Below are 22230 nucleotides of genomic sequence, written 5' to 3'. Positions count from 1 at the left end.
AACTAGTGTTTATAAGAGACCAATCAAGGGAACACAGTTAGAAAAGGAGGTGCCAGGAGATGGAGATTATTCTTTATTTGAGTGTAGCTATTATTGCCATTGCATTTGCAGTACTTGTATATTTCGTTGCACAAACATTGAAATCGTTAAAAGACACGCTTAGTAACACAGCAAAAACTCTTGATAGTCTTGAAAAACAAATGAATGGTCTTACTACAGAAACAACAGCATTGTTACATAAGACTAACCTTCTTGCAGAGGATATTCAGGGGAAATCAGAAGCTCTGGATACGGTATTCGTTCAAGTGAGAGAGGTTGGAACGTCACTAGGTAAGATGAACAGTTCATTGAAGAACATTTCAGAGAAAGTAACTGATGAAGCAGAGCGCCAATCAGAACAAGTAACCAAAGTTGTTCAATGGGGTAATGCTGCGATGCAAATCTGGCAGAAATGGCAAGTAAAGAAAAAAGCGACAGATCAATATATCGATTCAAAATCTTAGGAGGTTGATCACATGTCAAACGAGAACAATAACAATAATATTAACACAAAAGATTTTATCATCGGATCATTAATCGGTGGAATCGTAGGTGCAGCTGCAGCCCTACTATCTGCTCCAAAATCAGGTAAAGAGCTTCGCAGTGACTTGAACCAGCAAGCTGGTGTAGTAAAAGAAAGAACGTCTCAATTCCGCGATACAGCTGTTGAGCGTGGAACGGACTTTGCGAACCGTGCGAAAGAGAAATCAAACACAATTTACAAGCAGGTATCTGATCAATCAAACAATATCGTTTCAAAGATCAAAGAGCGAAAAGCTAACTCTGAAGATCCTGAAGTGCGTGCACAAGCGGACGAAGATGTTGAAAGCTTTCAGCGTGACTTGAACGATCATTTTGTTGAGGATGAGCCAGCTACAAACGAAAACCCAACTAGACACCAGTATCAGCAAGACTAATGAACGAAGGAGGAGCAATAAGTGCTTCTCCTTTTTGTATGCTCTCTTTTCCTTTATAATGGGGATTAAGAAGGAAAGGATGATGATCATATGGCAATTAACAAACTTTCAACACTAGACGACTTTTCAAAAATAAAGAACGAAAACAACAAGATTCTAGTATTCAAAAATAGCACGACTTGTCCAATCAGTGCTCAGGCTTTTGAGGAGTTTGAGAAGTTCGCTGAAGATTATGATCAGGACGTCTATTACTTAAATGTACAGGAAGCAAGACCCCTATCAAACGATATTGCTGAATCTTATGGAGTGAAACATCAATCGCCACAGGCGTTACTGATCGATGGTGAAAATGTGGTATGGAATGATTCACATTGGAGAATCACATATACTTCTTTAAACGATGCTGTGAAAAAAAATTGAGGGAAAACGGCTCTATGAAGCCGTTTTTTATTCACTTACACGATTTAATGCTTAAAAGCGTCTAAGAATTAAACTAAAAGTAGTGACATTTTATTTTTCTTCGTATATAATATCCCTAATCACTTATATAGATAGGGAGTGGAAACATTATGGCTAACATTCAGATTGACGAGTTGAGAGAAAAACTAGACGAGATTAACTTGCAGTTGCTCGATTTAATTAACGAGCGTGCAGAAATAGCACAGGAAATAGGCAGAATTAAGAAATCTCAGGGGATCAATCGTTTTGATCCAGTACGAGAACGCAAAATGCTTGATCTGCTAGCAGAGAAGAATGATGGGCCGTTTGAAACGTCCACTCTGCAGCATATCTTTAAAGAGATTTTCAAAGCGAGTCTTGAGTTACAAGAAGATGACCATCGAAAAGCTCTATTGGTTTCACGTAAGCGTCAGCCTGACAACACAGTGATCGACATCAAAGGCGAAAAGATTGGAGCTGGTGGTCAAGTATTGATCTCAGGTCCGTGTGCAGTTGAAAGCTACGAACAAGTTGCGGAAGTTGCAAAGGCTGTTAAGAAGCAAGGCTTTAAAATGCTTCGCGGAGGTGCTTTTAAACCTCGTACTTCACCATATGATTTCCAAGGTCTTGGTGAAGAAGGTCTTAAAATCTTAAAACGGGTTGCGGATGAATATGATCTAGCAGTTGTAAGTGAGATCGTAAACCCAGCAGATATCAAAATTGCTGAGAAATATGTGGATGTTATTCAAATCGGAGCACGAAACATGCAGAACTTTGAATTGTTAAAGGCAGCTGGTTCAGTCGATAAGCCTGTACTTCTCAAGCGAGGTCTTTCAGCAACGATTCAGGAGTTTATCAACGCCGCTGAATACATTGTCTCAAAAGGAAATACACAAGTAATGCTTTGTGAGCGTGGTATTCGAACTTACGAGAAAGCAACACGCAACACGCTAGACATCACTGCAGTACCGATCTTAAAGCAAGAAACTCATTTACCTGTATTTGTAGACGTTACACATTCAACAGGTCGAAGAGATCTTCTACTGCCTGCAGCAAAGGCTGGACTTGCTATTGGAGCAGATGGAATCATGGTAGAGGTTCACCCTGACCCAGCAGTAGCGCTTTCAGATGCGGCACAACAGCTTGATATTCCTCAATACGAGAAATTCGTAGATGATTTAAAATTGAGCGGGCTTTTCAACCCAGCGAAAGCTGCACCTACTACGTAGTAACCAAAAACAGACTGTCGAGATATCCCTTTCGACGGTCTGTTTTTTTGCGTTATAATGGATTTCTATCTAACTTGTGAAAATTTCTTTATATTAAAGCAAAAAAGTTATAAATGTGCTATCTTTAATACAGTTACTTTCTTGTGAAATAAAATACATACGCATATACCGTATAGGGTGATAGAATAATACCGAAACTTATAGGTAGGAGCGACTGCGGGAAATTTGCAGTCAGAAGGATAGTATCGTATCATTAACTAAATCAAAGTCCGAAAGAGCATGAAGGAGGATTATCGTGAATACAACGATTTATGATGTAGCAAAAGAAGCAGGAGTATCCATGGCGACGGTATCGAGGGTTGTAAATGGAAACCCTAATGTTAAACCTGCTACAAGGAAAAAGGTCCACGAAGCAATCGAACGTTTAGGCTATCGACCTAACGCAGTAGCACGTGGTCTTGCTAGTAAGAAAACGACGACTGTTGGTGTAATCATCCCTGATATATCCAGTATTTTCTTTGCTGAGCTTGCTAGAGGTATTGAGGATATTGCAACGATGTATAATTACAATATCATCCTCAGTAATTCAGATCAGAACAAAGAAAAAGAAATCCATCTTCTTAACACGATGCTTGGTAAGCAAGTAGATGGAATCGTCTTTATGGGCGGGGAAATTACTGAAGAACACGTTGAAGAGTTTAAACGCTCACCTGTACCGATCGTTTTAGCTGCTACACTTGAGAAAACAAATGAGGTACCATCTGTTAACATCGATTATCAACAGGCAGCTTATGACTTAGTATCGGAGTTCATTGAGAAAGGTCATAAGAAGATTGGACTAGTAAGTGGCCCTCTTGAAGATCCTATCAATGGTGAAGAAAAGTTCCTAGGTTACCGCAGAGCACTTGAAGATGCTGGGTTAAAAGTGGATGAAGACATGGTTGCTATTGGTGATTACACATACGATTCTGGAATCGAAGCGATGACTGGATTTATTGAAAAAGACAACATGCCGACTGCCATTTTTGGAGGTACTGATGAGATGGCACTCGGAATCATTCATGGTGCTCAGGATAATGGCTACAAGGTTCCTGAAGACCTCGAAGTTGTTGGCTTTGATAACACAAGACTTGCAACGATGGTTCGACCAACGCTATCTACAGTCGTACAACCTATGTACGATATTGGAGCTGTAGCAATGCGACTCTTAACGAAGTTCATGAACAAAGAAACAGTGGAAGAACAAACCGTTGTCCTTCCTCACCGTATTCAGCATAGAAACTCAACTAAGAAGTAAATTTTGCATAAAAAACGAACCTGGAATTCAGGTTCGTTTTTTTATTGGCTGATCTGATAGAGCGATCTTTCTAACGTAAGCTTATTCTTTTCTGTAATTTCACTCTTTCTTGGAATAGGTTCATAAAGGTCTTGAGGATCATGCCAAGTTTTCGGTAGTTCGAACGGTGCTAAAGACTGCCACCGTTCAATCCATTTTTCTGGAAGAGAACCTGAAGCATTCTTGTTCTTCATCTCGAGCCAAATTCTAGACCATGCTCTTGGAACGACTCTCCATACATCGTATCCCCCGCCACCGACAGCAATCCATTTGCCTCCGCAATATTCATGCGCAAGCTCATGTGCTAGTCTAGGGATAAATTCAAAGCTCTTCATTGAAACGGAAAGATGGGTGAGAGGATCGTAATAATGCGCATCTGCACCATTCTGAGTAAGAATAACGTCAGGCTTGAAAAACTCGATTACTTTTCGAAAAGAGGTCTCATAGACTTCCTGAAAAGATTCATCTTCAGTAAACGCATCGATCGGAACGTTAAAAGAGAAGCCATAGCCTTTGCCATGACCTTTTTCATTAATATTTCCAGTACCAGGAAACAAGTAACGACCGGTTTCATGAATTGAAAGGGTGCACACATTCGGATCATCATAGAAAGCCCACTGTACGCCATCTCCATGATGAGCGTCAGTATCGACGTAAAGAACTTTCGCGTTATATTTTTTCTTCATATACTCGATTGCGATGGAACTGTCATTATATATGCAAAAACCAGAGGCTTTTCCGCGAAATCCATGGTGTAGTCCGCCACCAATATTTAGAGCATGGTTTGCTTTTCCATCCATCACAGCATCGACTGCAGTTAACGTTCCCCCTACAAGTAGAGCACTTGCTTCGTGCATATTTGAAAAAATCGGTGTATCCTCGGTTCCTAAACCGTAGTTAGAAGCAACAGAAGAGGCAAGCGTTCCTTTTCCAGCATCTTTTACTGCTTGTATATAAGCTGGATCGTGAATCAATGCTATCTCATCGTCAGTCGCAATGCGAGGCGATATAATATCATCCTTTGATAATACGTTAACTTCTGTTAATAGATCATGGGTTAATTGAACCCTGATATGGTTGAAGGGATGGTTGTCACTGAATTTGTAGTTTAAGTAATCTGAGGAGTAGACGAATAATGAATCACACTTCATCTCTTAACACCCGGCAAACTTGGCCAAAGCACCTCATATCCCTCAGCCTTAATATCATCTACAACAGCTGTTGGATTCATCGTTTGAACTCTAAACACGATGTTTTTAAACCCTTCGTTATGGCTACAAGGATAAACTAGCACACTTATGATGTTCACGTTACGTTTCCTGATAATCTGTGTGATATCTGCGAGCTTTCCTGAGACGTTTTCTACTTGAACCTCGATATGTGAACTTGGTTGATGTGCTCCTGTAAGCAGGATTAACGTGTGAAGCATATCTGTTTCGGTAACGATGCCAACCACTTTTCTATTCTCTATGATTGGGATACAGCTAATTCGATGTTCATAGAAGACAGTTGAGATTTCTTCTACGAAATCAAGCGGATGGGCGGTGATCACATCTTTTTTCATAATAGAAGAAAGAGAAGACTGTAATACTTCTCTGTTAGGGTCCATATCGAGGATTGAGGGACTAGCTTCTTTTACATCCCGATCTGAAACGATTCCTACTAATTCTCCATCATTATTAACAATTGGAAGATGACGTATATTCTTTTCTCTCATCACTTTAATGCCACTAGCAATCGTTTGCGATTCGTTCAGAGAATACACGTTTCTATTCATTATTTCCTCAATGATCAAGTCCTCTCACTCCTTTAAGTCTCAATACATGAAACGGTTTTGAAAGCGTAACGCGTCAAAAGCTTGTATGGACTCTCGGTCTACCCTTGATCCAATCTTAGCCATTAAACAATTGGCAGGGTGAGAGCTTATTTCTGGGTCATCAGTGGCATACCATTCTAATCCACCAGCGTTCATCATTTTTTCCATCACTTTTCGATAATCCCATACTGACAAGCCAGTTCCTCTAAGGTCCCAATGCCAATAATACTCAGTAGTGATTACGATATAATCATTCATCGCATCATCCATAAAGGATGTTCTTAGCAAGCTTTTCCCAACCTTAGCGTTGCGATATTTAGGAATAACTTCAATGGCTCCAAGCTCAAGTAAGTTTTCCATATTTCCTTCTGACCATCGTTCCATAGGATCTGGGTACAAATATGTCACGTAACCAACAATGGTTTCACGTTCTCTTGCTACGATGATTCTTCCTTCTGGAAGTCCAGCAATTTCTATTAACGCCTTATGTTGCTGCTCGGGTGGGCGAAATGCTACCAGATCTTTATGTAAATGATAGGAGGCCAGGCGGTCGGGAGTAATTGGTCCCTCGATAATTAATTTTCCATGTGGAGTGTTCCATTCGATTGCATTATATGTCTTTTGATGTTCCATCTAGTCACCACCTTAATAACGATCTCAGCTCTTATTATACATGATTACACGTAAATGTAAGGGGTTTCAGAATGATTTTATTAACTTTTGTTATTTGTTAAAATATTACGAATTTATGTTATACTATCAGTGAAATCATTGAAAGATGTAGAAGAAGGAGGAGAATTACTTGGAAATGAAATCGCTTTCCGCAACTCGTGGAAATCACAATCTACAGGATTATGAAGCTACTTATGAGAATTTTGAATGGAAAGAAGCAGAAAAAGCATTTTCCTGGAATGAAACTGGGAAAGTGAATATGGCTTATGAAGCAATCGATAAGCACGCTGAATCCGATAGGAAAAATAAAGTAGCCCTCTATTTCTCTGATTCAAAAAGAGATGAAAAGTATACGTATAGTGAAATGAAAACCTTAAGTAACAAAGCTGGAAACGTGTTGAAGAAGGTTAATGTTGAAAAAGGTGATCGAGTTTTCATCTTTATGCCTCGTTCTCCTGAACTATATTTTATTTTGCTTGGATCTTTGAAGCTTGGTGCGATTGCTGGACCATTATTTGAAGCGTTTATGGAAGGGGCAGTGCGTGATCGACTTGAAGATAGCGAAGCAAAAGTACTTGTTACTACACCTGAGTTGCTCGATCGCGTACCTGTAGATGAGCTTCCTCATCTAGAGAGCGTCGTGCTTGTTGGGGATAATGTGAAAGAAGAAGGACCTTATATTGATTTTCACCATCATTTTGAAACGGCTGATAAAAACCTGAAAATCGAATGGGTGGATCGTGAAGATGGAATGATTCTTCATTATACGTCAGGTTCAACCGGGAAACCAAAAGGTGTCCTTCATGTTCATAATGCTATGATTCAACATTACCAAACAGCACAATGGGTGCTGGATCTTAAAGAAGATGATGTATACTGGTGTACTGCAGACCCGGGTTGGGTTACAGGTACATCTTATGGAATTTTCGCACCTTGGCTAGCAGGTACATCCAATGTTATTCGCGGAGGACGTTTTAGCCCAGAAGATTGGTATTCTACCATTGAAAAATATGGTGTGACCGTCTGGTATAGTGCACCTACTGCATTCCGTATGCTTATGGGTGCGGGTGATGAAATCGTAAAAAATTATGATCTCTCTACACTTCGTCACGTACTCAGTGTAGGTGAACCTCTAAATCCTGAGGTTATCAAGTGGGGTAACAAAGTGTTAGATCAACGTATCCATGATAATTGGTGGATGACGGAGACTGGTGCACAGCTCATCAGTAATTATCCTTCTATGGAAATTAAGCCAGGTTCTATGGGTAAACCAATCCCAGGTGTTCATGCAGCGATCGTGGATGATCAAGGTAATGAGCTGCCAGCTAACCGTATGGGCAACCTTGCTATCAAAAAAGGATGGCCTTCCATGATGCGTGCAATCTGGAATCGTCAAGAAAAGTATGAAAGTTACTTTATGAAGGGCGATTGGTACGTGTCAGGGGATTCTGCATATAAAGATGAGGATGGATACTTTTGGTTCCAGGGTCGAGTTGATGATGTGATCATGACTTCAGGTGAACGAGTCGGTCCATTTGAAGTTGAGAGTAAGCTTGTTGAGCATTCGGCAGTTGCTGAGGCAGGTGTGATCGGAAAACCAGATCCAGTACGTGGTGAGATTATCAAAGCATTTATTGCACTTCGAGATGGTTACGATCCGTCTGATGAACTGATGGAAGAAATTCGTAATCACGTAAAGAAAGGTCTTGCTGCACATGCAGCACCTCGTGAAATCGAATTCCGAGATAAGTTACCTAAAACAAGAAGTGGTAAGATTATGCGTCGAGTATTGAAGGCATGGGAGCTCGATCTACCAACTGGTGATCTATCTACCATGGAAGATTAATAAAAAGTAATCCCCGCAGCTACTGCTGCGGGGATTTTGCTATCCATTGCTGGATGACTCTCCATTACTATTCGAGCTGTTGCTTTGATTAGTGTTGGAATTATTGGAACTTGAATTATTGGAACTTGAATCATTGGAATTTGAACCGGAGCTACTATTGTTCCCTTCTCCAGAATCGTTTCCTGAGCTTTCACCGTTCGTCTCTTCATTCCCATCGTTTGAGTCATCGCTGTTACCGTCACTTGAATCATCATTGTTATCTTCACCGGAACCATCATCTTCATCTTCTTTAGGAGGATCTGGTTTTTCTTCTTCTTCTGGCTTATCAGACCAATCTCCAGATGTAACTTTTGCAGAAGGAGATGATTCATTCCCGGCAACATCTACTGCTGTAACATAGTAAGCATAAGAACCTGAAGGAATATTGAATGAACTTCCATCAGATGCTTTCACACTACCTAGCTTAGTAAATGAATTACTACCATTTCCTGCACGGTAAATGCGATAACCCACAATATCACTTTCTCCTGATTCGTTCCAGTTAAGAGTAGAGCCGTTTATCGATACGTTACCGATTGCGCCTGGCTTCTTGCCATTTTCTTTAGCGACAGTTCCCTCGGAAACGATGTTCAAGTTTTCGAATTTAGATGGAAGAAGGGTACTAAGGTCGATACCTTCAAAGTAATCTTCTTTAATCATAACGCCGCTTGTGACAAATTCTGCTGGTGTTGAAGAAAGTGCTTCATAAGTTTTCCCTTTAATGACCACATATCTTCCTTGTGTCAAACTGTCATCGACTTCTGTTGGTACGTATTTAGCATTAAACAAATCAGTTTGAACAAGTCCAGCTTGCTGACACAGATCAGATGCGAGTTTTCCAGATATTCCACAGAACGACCTTCTAACAATACCAGTAGGCATATCGAATCGTTTTTGTGGATCCATTATTTCAGGATTTGCATCATATGCTGCATTAGCAAATAACGCCCAAAGGTTTTTATTCCGTTTTGAATACATGTTTGAGTTCATGCTCATTTCTATATCGTAACCTGTCCATACTCCTAGGGAAACATTGGGATTTACAGCTACAAACCAAGCATCCTTATAATCCTGACCTGTACCAGTCTTACCAGCCCAATCCGTAGAGAATTTTAACTTCCCAGGTATATCCATAGCAGTACCCTGACTTATTACATCTCTCATCATATCAATTGTTAAGTATGATGTTTGAGGACTAAAAACATCTACAGGTTCTGACTTCTGTTCGAATATAGTATTTCCATCACGATCTACAATCTTTTCTATCATATAAGCATCTACGAATTTACCACCGTTAGCAAAAGTACCAAAAGCATTTGTATTCTCTTCTACACTTACACCACGTTCTAGGGAGCCAATAGAAGTTGCTAGGTTGGCTCGATCATCTACTGTTAGTGTACTGAAGCCCATTTTCACTAAATAATTCGTAGCTTCCTTTTGATCCAGTTTAGAATAGATCCTTGTTGCTGGAACGTTATAAGATCTCTCTAGTGCTTTTCTAGCTGTAACTAAACCATGATATCTTCCACCATAGTTCTTAGGGAGCCACATCTCATCTGAAGGAATATCGGGAATGATATACCCAGGTTGAACTTTACCTACTTCCATAGCTGGAGCATAATCAAGTAGAGGTTTCATTGTTGAACCATTTGCACGATAAGCTCCTGTAGCATGATTTAATTGTTCTACTTTAAAATCTCTACCACCAACAAATGATAGTATTTTACCGGTTTTATTTTCTATTAAAATACTACCAACCTGCATTGGAAATTCTTTTTGAACCATTTCTCCAGTTTCAGGATCCTGCACTGATGCCGTTTTCGGTGCTTCGAAATAGTTAGAGTTATCAAGGACGCTATCCTTCGCAGAATTCATTTTCTCATACATTTCTTTATCAATTGTTGTATGAATTTTGTATCCGTTCTTCCGAAGCTCTTTCTCTGCATTTTCCATAAACTCAACAAATATCTCTGAGTTTTTCTTTATATCTTCCCAACTATGACCCATGAATTCGGCAATATCTGCTGGTGATCTTGTTGATATATTGGCATTGTAAGAAATTTGATTATACTGATCTATACTTTTAGCCAGCTTTTTGCCATCGTATCCTTCTTCATCGGCAAATTGCATTGCAAGAGCACGCTTTGCTCTGTCTTCAATTTCGAAGGTTAAATAAGGGTGTTTCTCAAAGGGTGATGGAGAAGAATCTGTTAAATTTTTTTCGATATCATATTCTTTTGCTTTAGTGTATTCTTCCTCAGTTATCGACCCTTCTGTATACATGCGGTAGAGGACAAAATTCATCCGGTCGATACCAGGTGTAAGATCATCTTTCACGACTCCTGAGTTTGTAAAAGGAGTGTATGTATACGGGTTTTTCGGTAGTCCTGCAATGAAAGCTGCTTGTGGTAGGTTTAATTCACTAGCGCTCACACCAAAGATTCCTTGTGCTGCAGATTGAATACCTGCAATGTTTCTGCCAGAAGCATTTCGACCGAACGGTACGACATTAAGGTATGCTTCAAGAATTTCTTCTTTTTCAAAGAAGTTTTCAAGGCGCAAAGCTAAAAGCATTTCCTTCGCTTTACGTTCAAACGATACTTCTCTCGTTAATATTTGGTTTTTCACAAGCTGTTGAGTCAACGTACTACCACCGGTACGATCTTCAGAGTTCGTGAGCTCTTGAAGAATCGCTCGGCCTATTGCTTTTGGAACAATGCCTTCGTGGTCATAAAAATATTCGTCTTCAGTTGAAATGACTGCCTTTTGTACTAAAGGGGACACGTCTTTTAAATCGACTTCCTTTCGCTCTATATCAGACCGAAAGTTACCGAGAAGAACATCGTCAGCAAAGTATATCTCACTTGTTTCTTCATAGTTATAGACGTCTCTCTTCATCTCATCATAGGAGCGAATCGGTTCATCTTTTACTAGAGATGCAAAGTAACCTGCACCAACACCTCCGGCAAACAAGCCGCCCATAAGCCCAAGTACTAGAAAAATTAAGAATAAATTCCAAACAACTTTATAAGCGATCCTTGAGCCAGTTAAGATGTTGTACTCTTGCAATCTATCGATGAACGCGTTCCACTTCGACCTGATAGAAGAAAAAAGCTCTCGCATTCCTATACCTCCTCAATTAATCCTATATATTATAGCATATCTAGTCGATATTTGTATAAAGCTTCCTTAAGGAACAGGGGCTAGAATTGACATTGAGGTATAAAGTATGATATTAATTTAGTTAGATTTTTAAACGGGTATGCGAAGAGTGGACGAAGTAGCGTTTTTCTCCCTATTTCAGAGAGTTGGTGGCTGGTGTGAACCAATATAAAGGGAAATGTGAATTACTTCCATGAGCATCTGGTGTGAAGGGAAATGCCTGTGTAGCATCAAGACGGACCAGGCCGTTATCCTGATGAAGTGGGAGGAAGGTTATTTCCTTCAACAAGGGTGGTACCGCGATCAAACTCGTCCCTTACCAGGGGCGGGTTTTTTATGTTGAAATTTACTTTAAAAGGAGTCAGTATAATGCATATTTTAGATGAACTAGAAGCTAGAGGGTTAATCAATCAGGTAACTGATGAAGAGGGTCTTAAGAAAGAGCTTTCCGAAAACAGCATTGGAATCTATTCTGGTTTTGATCCGACTGCAGATAGTCTGCATATAGGACACCTTCTTCCAGTACTTGCTCTTAGAAGGTTTCAGCTTGCTGGTCATACACCGATCGCATTAGTTGGGGGTGCGACGGGACTTATTGGAGATCCGAGTGGACGTGCGAATGAGAGGACACTAAATTCTGAGGATATCGTTCAAGAATGGACGAACAAGCTACAAGGACAGCTCGCTCGCTTTCTTGATTTTGAGACTAGTGAAAACCCAGCAAAAGCTGTGAACAACTTTGATTGGATCGGCGGGTTAAACATCATTCCATTTCTACGTGATATTGGAAAGAACTTTGGATTGAACTACATGCTAGCAAAAGATTCTGTTTCATCCCGTCTCGATGCAGGAATTTCTTTCACTGAGTTCACGTACATGATCCTTCAGTCTTATGATTTTCTTGAATTGTATCGTAATGAGAACTGCCGTCTGCAAATCGGCGGTAGCGATCAGTGGGGGAACATTACTGCTGGACTAGAATTGATTCGTAAAGAAGAAGGATCAGAAGAAGGGGAACGTCCTAAAGCGTTTGGCGCAACGTTTCCACTCGTTACAAAGAGTGATGGATCCAAATTTGGTAAATCAGAAGGCGGCGCAATTTGGCTTGATGCAGACAAAACGTCTCCTTATGAATTCTACCAATTCTGGATCAATACAGATGATCGCGATGTAGTAAAATTCCTTTATTACTTTACTTTCTTAAGCGTCGAAGAAATTAAAGAACTTGAAGCTTCTAATAACGAAGCTCCTGAAAAGAGAGAGGCTCATCGTAAATTAGCTGAAGAAGTAACGAAACTTGTTCATGGTGATGAGAAGCTTCAGCAAGCGATCAACATTTCAAAAGCTCTGTTCAGCGGTGACATAAAAGAGTTGACTGCAGATGAAATTCGTCAAGGTTTTAAAGATGTACCTTCTTACCATGTTGAAGAGGAAGAAAAAGGCTTGATCGATTTGCTTGTAGAAGCTGGTATCTCATCTTCAAAGCGACAGGCTAGAGAAGATATTAAGAATGGTGCTATCTATATTAACGGTGACCGTAGTCAAGAAATGGATAAGGTCATTTCTTCTTCAGATCGGATTGAAGGACAATACGTTATTATTAGAAGAGGAAAGAAAAAATATTTCCTTCTTACATTCTAATCTTGCAAGGCCGGTAATCATAATGTGATTACCGGCCTTTTGCTATCAGCATAAAAAATAAAAAAAACTCGGACAAAAAGTCCGAGGTTTTTAAGAAACAGCTTAACGAGAGTAGTACTCAACGATAAGAGCTTCAGTGATTTCTGCAGGAAGTTCAGAACGCTCAGGAAGGCGAGAGTACGTACCTTCAAGCTTATCTGCATCAAAAGTAAGGTATTCTGGAACAAAGTTGTTCACTTCAATAGCTTCTTTGATGATGTCAAGGTTGTTAGACTTCTCACGAACACCTAGTACTTGACCAGTTGCTACGCGGTAAGAAGGAATATCAACACGCTTGCCATCAACTGTGATGTGGCCGTGGTTAACTAGCTGACGAGCCTGGCGGCGAGTACGAGCTAGACCCATACGGTAAACTAGGTTATCAAGACGAGATTCAAGAAGAATCATGAAGTTCTCACCATGAACACCTTTCATTTTACCAGCATCATCGAAAAGACGACGGAATTGACGCTCAGTCATGCCGTACATGTGACGAAGCTTTTGCTTTTCTTGAAGCTGAAGTCCATATTCAGAAAGCTTTCTACGCTGGTTAGGTCCATGTTGACCTGGAGCGTAAGGACGCTTTTCCAATTCTTTACCTGTTCCACTTAGAGAAATACCAAGACGACGAGAGATTTTCCAACTTGGTCCTGTATAACGAGCCATAATTAGCTCCTCCTTTATCACTATTTTTATTGGTATAAAATAAAAACAGTGTCGCGATTCCAGATTATGCACATTATGTTTTCACACGCCTTCACCTTGCAGCCGGAGGTTACGCGGCGCACCTATTAATAGGAACATAATGAAATCATAAGCCGTCACGATGCTGCCATTTCTATTTTACACAACTGTCATTGTACCTTTTCTATCGACTCGTGTCAACTTGCTTCGTTTCCTCGCTAGTCAGGTATTTCTACAAAAACTGAAAATCCTCTTCACCTTATTTAAGAAAGCGCTTACAATGTAATTGTATGATACATAGATTGGAGATAGAGGGGGAGCTACATTGAGAAAAGAAAGTCGATTTGAAACTAGAACGATTCATGAAGGTTATGATTCTCATACACATCATAACAGTCTTGCATCGCCTATATATCAAACTTCTACGTTTACGTTTGAAACTGCCGAGGCAGGCGAAAAAAGGTTTGCAGGGGAAGAGCCGGGATATATCTATTCTAGATTAGGAAATCCTACTGTGAAGATGTTAGAAGAACGGATCGCTTCACTAGAAGGAGCAGAGGCTGGTTTAGCGTTTGGATCAGGAATGGCTGCTGTTTCAGCAGTCCTATTCCACCTAGTTCGTTCAGGTGATCATATTTTGTGTTCAGAAGGTGTTTATGGGTGCACATTCGGATTATTGCAATTAATGAAAGAAAAGTTTTCAGTAGAGCATGACTTACTACCTCTTGATTCAAGAGAGCAGATCTTGCAAGCAATTCAACCAAACACGAGTGTCATCTACATTGAAACACCGATCAACCCCACTTTGAAATTGATCGATTTAAAGATGATCTCTTCAATTGCCAAGGAAAGAGGAATCACCGTCGTAGTCGATAATACCTTTTCTACGCCGTATCTCCAAAGACCTTTGGAATTTGATTGCGACATCGTCTTGCATAGTGCAACGAAATACATTGGTGGACATGGTGACGTTGTAGCTGGTCTAGTCGTTGGTGATCATGAGATGATTTCTTCAATTGCGAAATCGACACAAAAGGACATTGGAGGTATCTTATCACCATTCGATGCTTGGCTTTTATTAAGAGGGTTGAAAACACTGCCTCTTCGCATGGACCGCCATTGTGAGAACTCGCAATCAATCGTTCACAAATTGAAGGAACATCCTAAAATTAAGAAAGTCATGTACCCTGGTTTGGAAGAGTCTCCGTCATATTCGATCGCAAAGAAGCAAATGAAAAAGCCTGGCGGGCTCATATGTTTCGAGCTAGAGGGCGGGAAAGCAGAGGCACAGGCCTTCATGAATAGACTCGAAATGATTAAAATTGCTGTAAGTTTAGGTGATGCAGAAACACTGATACAACATCCTGCTACGATGACACATGCGGTTGTACCAGAAGAAGAAAGAGTGAGGATGGGAATCAATGATTCACTTATTCGAATTTCAATCGGTCTAGAAGCTTGGGAAGATATTTGGGCTGATATAGAGCAAGCGTTAGAAATGTAACTCCGATTAAGTCAATAAAAACAGCCGCGGAATCTCGCGGCTGTTTTTGGTTCATTTATAGATTCTTTTCTAATGTAGTGATAAACTTCTTTAAATATTTTTCATCCGTTTCATCAAATCGTCCAACGCTTGGGCTATCGATATCAAGAACGCCAATAATGTCGTTAGAGGAACGAATTGGAATGACAATCTCTGATTGAGAAGCGGCATCACAGGCAATATGTCCTGGGAACTCATGAACGTTCTCAATTCTCATGGTTTTACCTTCTTTCAAAGAAGTTCCGCATACGCCGCGACCGTTCGGAATACGGACACATGCTGGTAAGCCCTGGAAAGGTCCAAGTACGAGCTGGTCGCTTTCTTTTTCATATAAATAAAAGCCAACCCAGTTAACATCGTTCAGAAACTGATTCAATAATGCAGAAGCATTTGCTAAATTTGCAATTTGGTTTGTTTCATCTTCAATCAGCGCTTGTAGCTGCTTGATGACCATTTCATAATCTTTTTCTCTCTTGCCTGAGTAGGATTCGACTTCAAACAAGTTTATTCACCTCAACTTTGTATCGAAATTATGCTAATCATATCAAAACTTGGAGGTTATTACACATATTTTGTCGCACGATTAATAAAGGATAGTTTGGGTGTTCAACGAAAAAGTAATAGTACGAAAGAAATGGAGGTGGTTCCAAAATTGAAGCAGGAGCGAGATACAGTATCGAAGCGAAACGTCATACAGGCCGCCATTCAACTCTTCAATACCAAAGGATACAATGGAACTTCAGTCCGTGATATTGCCAATAAAGCAGGCGTGAACGTCTCGTTGATCTCTTATTACTTTAATGGGAAGAAGGGACTAGCTGAGTTTTTGATGACGACTTTTCTAGAAGGCTATGTCAAAGAGTTAGAGAACGTTCATAAAATGTTAGATAATAAATCTGCAAAGGTTTGTTTAGTCGAAGCACTACGATCGATTATGATCTATCAACATCAAAATAGACAGTTAGCGAGATTTGTTCATAGAGAAATTACGTTCGATTCAGTCCTTGTCCGAGAAATCATGACCACCTATTTATCAAGAGAAAAATTTTATTTATCGAAAATTTTTGAGGCCGGCTTTTCAAATAAGGAGTTTCGCCCTCAGTCAGTCGATTATGTCGTCATGCAGTTAAGAGGGATGTTGTCGATGCCTTTTCTGCAGCCCCAATATATATTAGAAGTTCATCATATTCAGCCTAATGAAGCCTATTTTATTGAACGATATACGAAGCAGTTATTACAGTGGGTTGAGTTATATGTATGTCGAGAGACCTCGGTAAAACAAAAGCCGTTCGCTATGAACGGCTAAGTGGATAAGAAAAAGATATAGGTTCTAACTGCTCTAAACCTTGACCAATCCCTTTGTAACTATGGGCGTCTGATCCATAGACAAGAGGGATTTTTCTGCTTATCGCTTCATTCACGACCCAAGCAGGGGGATAAGGTTCTTTACAAAGAGGCTTCACTGTTCCTGCCCCATTGTAGTCAAGTGATAGCCCCTGTCTTTTTACTTCATCTAAAATGGAGGTCACATAATTAGGTGAGAGCGTGTCACATGGAAACTGTTTTTGAAACTTATTCACTAAGCTAATGTGGCCGATTCGCTTTGGCTTATTAACTCCTAAATCTGAAGTTAACGAAGAGTAGACTGTTTCATAGTATTTTTTATGGACATTCTCGACTGAGCCTAACGATCTCACTAGCTCCTCAAATGACTCTGGACTATAGTCGAGGCACGTGTACTCGTTATTATGTTTAATAAAATGAACAGATAAGATTGAATCATCTAATTTTGGTCCGAACTCATTTAAAAAGTTCTTCGTTTCTTCTTCATACCCTTCTATGTAGTCAACTTCTAGCCCACAATTGATTTCTATTTTATCGCGGTATACATCTTTGATTTCTTCGACTGCTAAAAGGTATTCTTCTAATGTTTGATGTGACATTCCGCTGTCTTTTGATGGTACTGGGTCTATGAATCTTGGGGGAAGAGGTGCATGCTCGGTAAACGTTAATCCAGTAAAGCCTCGTTTTATTGCTTCTTCAACATAGCTTTCGAGAGGATCAGTAGATCCGTGTGGACAAAATGGAGAATGGACGTGGCCATCGTACTTTTTTCTCATATATAAGCACCTCTTTCAAGAATTCAAAAAAATTATAACATTATCAAGGAATTTGGCTGTCGAATATTGAATTTATTTAGTCAAACAGGTAATTACATGGTATCATAATACCGTTACCAAATTTCAAACACATATAATTAATTCTGTACATATAAATGAGTTTTTACGTTTTCATTTACATAAATTGATGATGTGGAAGAAGGGGTGCTTCCGTTGGAGTATATTGTCATTGCCATTATACTGATGATAGCCGTTTTTATTTACGGTGCTTATGCGAGAAGAAAAATATTTAATGAAATAGATCGCCTTGAAGAGTGGAAGATCGATATTCTGAATAGGCCTGTAACTGATGAAATTTCAAAAGTTAAGGGACTCGTTATGTCTGGTCAAACTGAAGAAAAGTTTGAAAAATGGCGTGAAGAGTGGGACGAAATCGTCGCTGTGAAGCTTCCCAATTTAGAGGAGCAGCTCATGGATACAGAAGAAGCCGCTGAAAGATATCGCTTCAGAAAAGCAAGAGCTAAACTAGAAGAAACACAAAATCGTTTAGAACATGCTGAAAAGAGAATCGAACTATTACTGAAAGATATCGATGAACTTGTTTCAAGTGAAGAACAAAACCGAACCGAGATCTCTTCAGTACAAGAGGACTTCAGAGAAGCCAAGCAACGCTTATTATCTCAAAATCGCTCGCTAGGGGAAGCGTTTCCTGTGCTCGATAGCGAGGTTGAAGCCCTCCGCGATATGCTCAAAAAATATGAGCAGTTGACAGAAGAAGGAAATTATCTTGAAGCTAGAGATGTGTTAGTCCAAGTACAAGAGCGGTTAGACGTTGTTCAAGAGAAAATTTCAATTACACCTGAAGTGATCGTACTTGTGAATAACCAGATTCCTTCGCAGCTTAAGGAGCTTGAGGATGGTACTTCTGCAATGGAATCAGAAGGCTATGTTCTAGACCATTTAGAAATCGATACGAAAATCGAGGAAATTTCTTCTGAGCTTGAGCAATGGAAGACGGCGATTGAAACGACAGAAGTTCAATCGATCAAAACCGAGATTGATGATGTACGCGTGAAGATTGAAGGGTTGTATGACCAGTTAGAAAATGAAGTGGAAGCTAGACACTTCGTTACTCTAAAAGTAGAAGAGCTAGAACATGAATTGATGAAAACGAACAATCACCTTCAAGAGCTCCAGGAAGAAAGTAATGTTGTTCAATTGAGTTACAGATTAGAAGAACAAGAGCTTAAGGCGATAAAAGAACTGGAGATGAAGCTATCTGATCTTTATGTGAGATTCCAAGCAGTGCAAGATGCTGTCGATAACAACCAACAGGCATATTCTTTGCTTGCTGAGAATGCAATCAAACTAAAAGAAGATTTAGCGGCTGTAGATGAAGAATTGAAGATTCAAAAAGAAAATCTTCACATGCTCCGAAAAGACGAGTTAAGAGCATTAGAAACGATAAAAGAATTAAAGCGAAAGCTGATCGAATCGAAGCGATTGATGAAGCTAAGTAATATACCTGGTATCCCTGAGTCTTATCTAGAAGGATATGAGCGTGCTGAAGATATGATCGTGGAGTTAAATGATCGATTATCTGATGTCCCGCTAGATATTTACCAGATTAATCAGGTGCTTTCTGAAGCTGAAAGAGTCGTAGCTGAAAGCTGTAAATCTACACAGAAGCTTGTTGAAGATTCTGTATTAACAGAGAAACTTATTCAATACGGGAATCGCTACAGAGGTAAGTACAGAAGCGTAGATGATCTCCTATTGAAGGCAGAAGAACATTTCAGAAATTACGAATACGAAGAAGCCCTCTCAACTGCAGAAGCAGCTATTGAGAAGGTAGATCCACAAGTGCTGGAATCGTTGAAAGAGGATGTTCGAGAACCTGTAAATCAATAAAGAAAAGAGAGCCTTCCTCATTAGAGGAAGGCTCTCTTTATGGTATTTTCCAACTAACTACTTGCTTTAGTTGGTTTTTGTGATTGAGATATTATCAATCCTATGATGATTCCTAAAATCGCCGGTAACAGCCAGCCGATTCCTTCGCTGTAGAGCGGTAAGAAATTCATGAATTCTAATTTTGGAAGAATATTGCCTTCTAAGGCTTTAGGTATACTGACTATGATCGTAAATGTAATCGCCCATTTGTATATAGAACGATGCAGTGGAACTACAAAATTAATGAAAGTTAAGAAGATCAATATTATCGCAATCGGATAGATAGCGATTAAGACTGGTACCGTAAATGCAATAAGCTGGGACAGTCCGAGGTTCGCTACAAAAGCACTAAAAGCCGTAACGATAAGAATAACAGTTTTATATGAAAGTTTTGGATAAGCTTTTGAAAAATATTCCCCACAAGCTGTCACAAGACCAATGGATGTTGTTAAACACGCAAAAGTGATTGCAGCTCCCAGAAGGATCGTACCAAATGTTCCATATAGATAGTTCGCAACACTCGATAGGATTGCGCCACCGTTATCAGCAGAGACTACGATATCAAGATTTGTGGCACCAATATATGCGAGAGACAAATAAATGATCGTTAATCCAACCGCTGCAAGTAAGCCGGCTTTTAGAACAGAAAAGGCGACGACTTTTTTATTGGTGACTCCCTTGTCATTGACCGCTTTTATGATGACGATTCCAAAAACAAGTGCGGCTATTGCATCCATAGTGAGGTAACCGTCTAAGAACCCTTTAAAGAATACGCCATTCTGATAACCCTCTCTTGGAGTTGATAGTTCATCTGGTAGATTAACGAATGCTCCAACAATCAAGCTTCCAAGAACTACGATTAATATAGGGGTTAAGATATTCCCAATTCGATCTACAAGTTGAGTAGGGTTAAGAGCAAACCAAAAGGTTAGTCCAAAGAATATCAACGTATAAATGAGAAGCGGCATACCCGTTGTATTCGCCGTTTCACTTAAAAAAGGGACTACCCCTATTTCAAAAGCTACGGTACCTGTTCGTGGAATCCCAAAGAATGGGCCGATCGCTAAATAAAGAATTCCAGTGAAAAGAAACCCGAATGTAGGATTTACTTTTGAAGCGATATCCTTCAAGCTTCCACCAGTCAATCCAATAGCCGTTACACCTAGCAAAGGTAAACCAACACCAGTAATTAGAAACCCGATAATCGCTTCACCAATATTTTCTCCTGCTCCTTGACCAAGCGCAGGAGGGAAAATCATATTACCAGCACCAAGAAAAAGTGCAAAGAGCATCAATCCAATTGTAAACGTTTCCTTTTTTGTTAATTTCGCTTCCATCAGTTGTCCTCCCGATCCATTCAAACGCGTGTCGTAATTTTCGGACTTCATATTAACACAATTTATCGACAAAACATAACAAAGTCGTAAATGTTTTAAAATTCAAATAATAATAAGCCACTGTTGATAAGGTTTGTCGTTAATTGGAAAAATGGACCAATAGTTTTGGTAGATTATATAGAAAAAAACTTTTAGGAATTGTGAGGATTATGTTTGGCTATCTGTAAACCCTATGGTAAGATTATTAGTTGGAAATTAATAACGACTGAGGGTGTCATAAAATGATTTATCTGGATAATAGTGCCACTACCCAGCCCTATGATGAAGTCATCGCGGCTTTTAAGAAAACAGCATTCGATTATTTTGCGAATCCTTCTTCTCTGCATCGAAAAGGTGGAGAGGTAGAGCGATTAGTGAGACAGGCGCGGAGAAGTATTGCTTCTTTGTTAGGTGTTGAAGAGGAAGAGGTGATCTTCACGTCAGGCGGAACTGAAAGTAACAATCTAGCGATAAAGGGAACCGCATTCGAACATATGAAGCGTGGAAAACACCTAATCACGTCACAAACCGAGCATGCATCGAGTATGGAGTCGTTCCGACAGCTAGAAAAGATGGGATTTGACGTTACTTACCTCCCTGTTGATGGAGAAGGACAGGTTTCAAAAGATGATCTAGTTGAAGCACTTACGAAAGATACAATCCTTGTCTCCCTTTTGCACGTTAATAATGAGGTTGGTTCCATTCAACCGATAAATGAACTAGGTAGTATAATAAAAGAGAAGTCTCGCGCTTTGTTTCATGTTGATGATGTTCAAGGAGTTGGAAAGGTAGCAAGTGATGTTCATTCAGTAGCCGATCTCGTCTCCTATTCAGCTCATAAGTTTCATGGCCTAAAAGGGAGCGGACTATTAGTTAAGCGAAAAAATGTGTCACTATTTCCGCTGCTTTCAGGCGGAGGGCAGGAGAATGAATTCCGATCAGGTACAGAAAATGTTCCAGGTATCGTTTCTACTGCTAAAGCACTTAGGCTGTATATGCAGAAGTCACAATCTAATGTTAAAAAATTGAATGATTTAAAGATAAAGTATATAGAGAAGTTAGAAGAAATTAAAGAAGTTGTTATGAATACACCAACGAAGAGCGCTCCTCATATCATCAATTTCTCTGTACCAGGCATAAAACCAGAAGTATTGATCCACGCTTTAGAAGAAAAAGACATTTATGTATCAACACGTTCTGCTTGTTCTTCTAGAACAGCTGAACCAAGTCATGTACTGACAGCATTAGGTGTTTCTAATTCTAGAGCTAGCGCAGCGATTAGGGTTAGTTTATCTTACGAAACAACTGAGCAAGAACTTGATGTGTTTCTGTTAGAATTAACAAAAGCAATTCATAAACTAAAAGAAGTAATGAGGTAATAAC

Annotated in this window: 19 protein-coding genes and 1 other annotated feature; of the genes, 11 read left to right on the top strand and 8 right to left on the bottom strand. The window is 39.7% G+C overall.

Features of this window, described 5'->3' with window-relative positions:
• The first annotated feature begins 59 nt into the window (after nucleotides 1-59).
• The 5 genes from PFZ69_RS03405 to ccpA all read left to right on the top strand — a co-directional run bounded on the left by PFZ69_RS03405 (nucleotide 60) and on the right by ccpA (nucleotide 3920).
• Nucleotides 60-503, top strand: a complete 444-nt coding sequence (locus tag PFZ69_RS03405; RefSeq protein WP_224878775.1) for a DUF948 domain-containing protein — start codon at nucleotides 60-62, stop codon at nucleotides 501-503.
• A gap of 12 nt (nucleotides 504-515) precedes the next feature.
• Entirely contained in the window at nucleotides 516-956 is a 441-nt protein-coding gene (locus PFZ69_RS03400; RefSeq protein ID WP_270179613.1) for a YtxH domain-containing protein, read from the top strand.
• Nucleotides 957-1046: 90 nt separating this feature from the next.
• Complete coding sequence (gene ytxJ, locus PFZ69_RS03395) at nucleotides 1047-1376, top strand: bacillithiol system redox-active protein YtxJ (RefSeq protein ID WP_270179612.1); 330 nt, start codon at nucleotides 1047-1049, stop codon at nucleotides 1374-1376.
• 149 nt (nucleotides 1377-1525) lie between these two features.
• A complete protein-coding gene (locus tag PFZ69_RS03390) occupies nucleotides 1526-2623 on the top strand; it encodes a bifunctional 3-deoxy-7-phosphoheptulonate synthase/chorismate mutase (RefSeq protein WP_270179611.1) in 1098 nt (365 codons plus the stop codon).
• Nucleotides 2624-2918: 295 nt separating this feature from the next.
• Nucleotides 2919-3920, top strand: coding sequence for a catabolite control protein A (ccpA, locus tag PFZ69_RS03385; RefSeq protein ID WP_270179610.1), 1002 nt, complete (start codon nucleotides 2919-2921; stop codon nucleotides 3918-3920).
• Nucleotides 3921-3961: 41 nt separating this feature from the next.
• Here ccpA and PFZ69_RS03380 read toward each other — a convergent pair whose 3' ends face one another.
• Genes PFZ69_RS03380 through PFZ69_RS03370 form a run of 3 tightly spaced genes read right to left on the bottom strand, consistent with a single transcriptional unit; the run spans nucleotide 3962 to nucleotide 6408 of the window.
• Complete coding sequence (locus PFZ69_RS03380) at nucleotides 3962-5110, bottom strand: acetoin utilization protein AcuC (RefSeq protein WP_270179609.1); 1149 nt, start codon at nucleotides 5108-5110, stop codon at nucleotides 3962-3964.
• Nucleotides 5107-5754 carry an acetoin utilization AcuB family protein gene (locus PFZ69_RS03375; protein ID WP_270179608.1) on the bottom strand — a complete coding sequence of 216 codons (648 nt, stop codon included), beginning with the start codon at nucleotides 5752-5754 and terminating at the stop codon, nucleotides 5107-5109. The genes PFZ69_RS03380 and PFZ69_RS03375 overlap by 4 nt, the downstream gene beginning before the upstream one ends.
• A gap of 21 nt (nucleotides 5755-5775) precedes the next feature.
• Nucleotides 5776-6408, bottom strand: coding sequence for a GNAT family N-acetyltransferase (locus PFZ69_RS03370; RefSeq protein WP_270179607.1), 633 nt, complete (start codon nucleotides 6406-6408; stop codon nucleotides 5776-5778).
• A 175-nt stretch (nucleotides 6409-6583) separates the two neighbouring features.
• Here PFZ69_RS03370 and acsA point away from each other — a divergent pair, with 175 nt between their 5' ends.
• Complete coding sequence (gene acsA / locus PFZ69_RS03365; RefSeq protein WP_442865123.1) at nucleotides 6584-8293, top strand: acetate--CoA ligase; 1710 nt, start codon at nucleotides 6584-6586, stop codon at nucleotides 8291-8293.
• Between the two features lie 39 nt (nucleotides 8294-8332).
• Here acsA and PFZ69_RS03360 read toward each other — a convergent pair whose 3' ends face one another.
• Entirely contained in the window at nucleotides 8333-11455 is a 3123-nt protein-coding gene (locus PFZ69_RS03360; protein WP_270179605.1) for a transglycosylase domain-containing protein, read from the bottom strand.
• 135 nt (nucleotides 11456-11590) lie between these two features.
• Nucleotides 11591-11814: a binding site (T-box leader), on the top strand.
• A 49-nt stretch (nucleotides 11815-11863) separates the two neighbouring features.
• On the opposite strand from PFZ69_RS03360, the gene tyrS reads away from it, so the two are divergent.
• Nucleotides 11864-13135, top strand: a complete 1272-nt coding sequence (gene tyrS, locus PFZ69_RS03355) for a tyrosine--tRNA ligase (protein ID WP_442865087.1) — start codon at nucleotides 11864-11866, stop codon at nucleotides 13133-13135.
• 102 nt (nucleotides 13136-13237) lie between these two features.
• Here tyrS and rpsD read toward each other — a convergent pair whose 3' ends face one another.
• A complete protein-coding gene (rpsD, locus tag PFZ69_RS03350) occupies nucleotides 13238-13840 on the bottom strand; it encodes a 30S ribosomal protein S4 (RefSeq protein ID WP_224878764.1) in 603 nt (200 codons plus the stop codon).
• A gap of 343 nt (nucleotides 13841-14183) precedes the next feature.
• On the opposite strand from rpsD, the gene megL reads away from it, so the two are divergent.
• Nucleotides 14184-15362, top strand: coding sequence for a methionine gamma-lyase (gene megL, locus PFZ69_RS03345; protein ID WP_270179604.1), 1179 nt, complete (start codon nucleotides 14184-14186; stop codon nucleotides 15360-15362).
• 55 nt (nucleotides 15363-15417) lie between these two features.
• On the opposite strand, the gene PFZ69_RS03340 is transcribed toward megL, so the two are convergent.
• A complete protein-coding gene (locus PFZ69_RS03340) occupies nucleotides 15418-15903 on the bottom strand; it encodes a GAF domain-containing protein (protein ID WP_270179603.1) in 486 nt (161 codons plus the stop codon).
• Nucleotides 15904-16053: 150 nt separating this feature from the next.
• On the opposite strand from PFZ69_RS03340, the gene refZ reads away from it, so the two are divergent.
• Nucleotides 16054-16707, top strand: coding sequence for a forespore capture DNA-binding protein RefZ (gene refZ / locus PFZ69_RS03335; RefSeq protein ID WP_270179602.1), 654 nt, complete (start codon nucleotides 16054-16056; stop codon nucleotides 16705-16707).
• On the opposite strand, the gene hisJ is transcribed toward refZ, so the two are convergent.
• Nucleotides 16694-17521: a histidinol-phosphatase HisJ gene (hisJ, locus tag PFZ69_RS03330; RefSeq protein WP_270179601.1), complete on the bottom strand. Its 828-nt coding sequence runs from the start codon at nucleotides 17519-17521 to the stop codon at nucleotides 16694-16696. The two genes, refZ and hisJ, sit on opposite strands and share 14 nt — an antisense overlap.
• 213 nt (nucleotides 17522-17734) lie before the next feature.
• On the opposite strand from hisJ, the gene ezrA reads away from it, so the two are divergent.
• Nucleotides 17735-19432, top strand: a complete 1698-nt coding sequence (ezrA, locus tag PFZ69_RS03325) for a septation ring formation regulator EzrA (protein WP_270179600.1) — start codon at nucleotides 17735-17737, stop codon at nucleotides 19430-19432.
• 53 nt (nucleotides 19433-19485) lie between these two features.
• Here the strand turns inward: ezrA and brnQ are convergent, their stop codons facing one another.
• Nucleotides 19486-20808, bottom strand: a complete 1323-nt coding sequence (gene brnQ / locus PFZ69_RS03320) for a branched-chain amino acid transport system II carrier protein (protein ID WP_270179599.1) — start codon at nucleotides 20806-20808, stop codon at nucleotides 19486-19488.
• Nucleotides 20809-21089: 281 nt separating this feature from the next.
• On the opposite strand from brnQ, the gene PFZ69_RS03315 reads away from it, so the two are divergent.
• The gene (locus tag PFZ69_RS03315) at nucleotides 21090-22226 is read left to right on the top strand and encodes a cysteine desulfurase family protein (protein ID WP_270179598.1); all 1137 of its coding nucleotides are present in this window, start codon (nucleotides 21090-21092) and stop codon (nucleotides 22224-22226) included.
• Nucleotides 22227-22230: the final 4 nt, after the last annotated feature.

The sequence above is a fragment of the Alkalihalobacillus sp. CinArs1 genome, assembly GCF_947387515.1.
Taxonomy (GTDB): domain Bacteria; phylum Bacillota; class Bacilli; order Bacillales; family Guptibacillaceae; genus Guptibacillus.
Note: the sequence above shows the minus strand (reverse complement) of the source record. Positions and strands in the feature narration are given on the sequence as shown.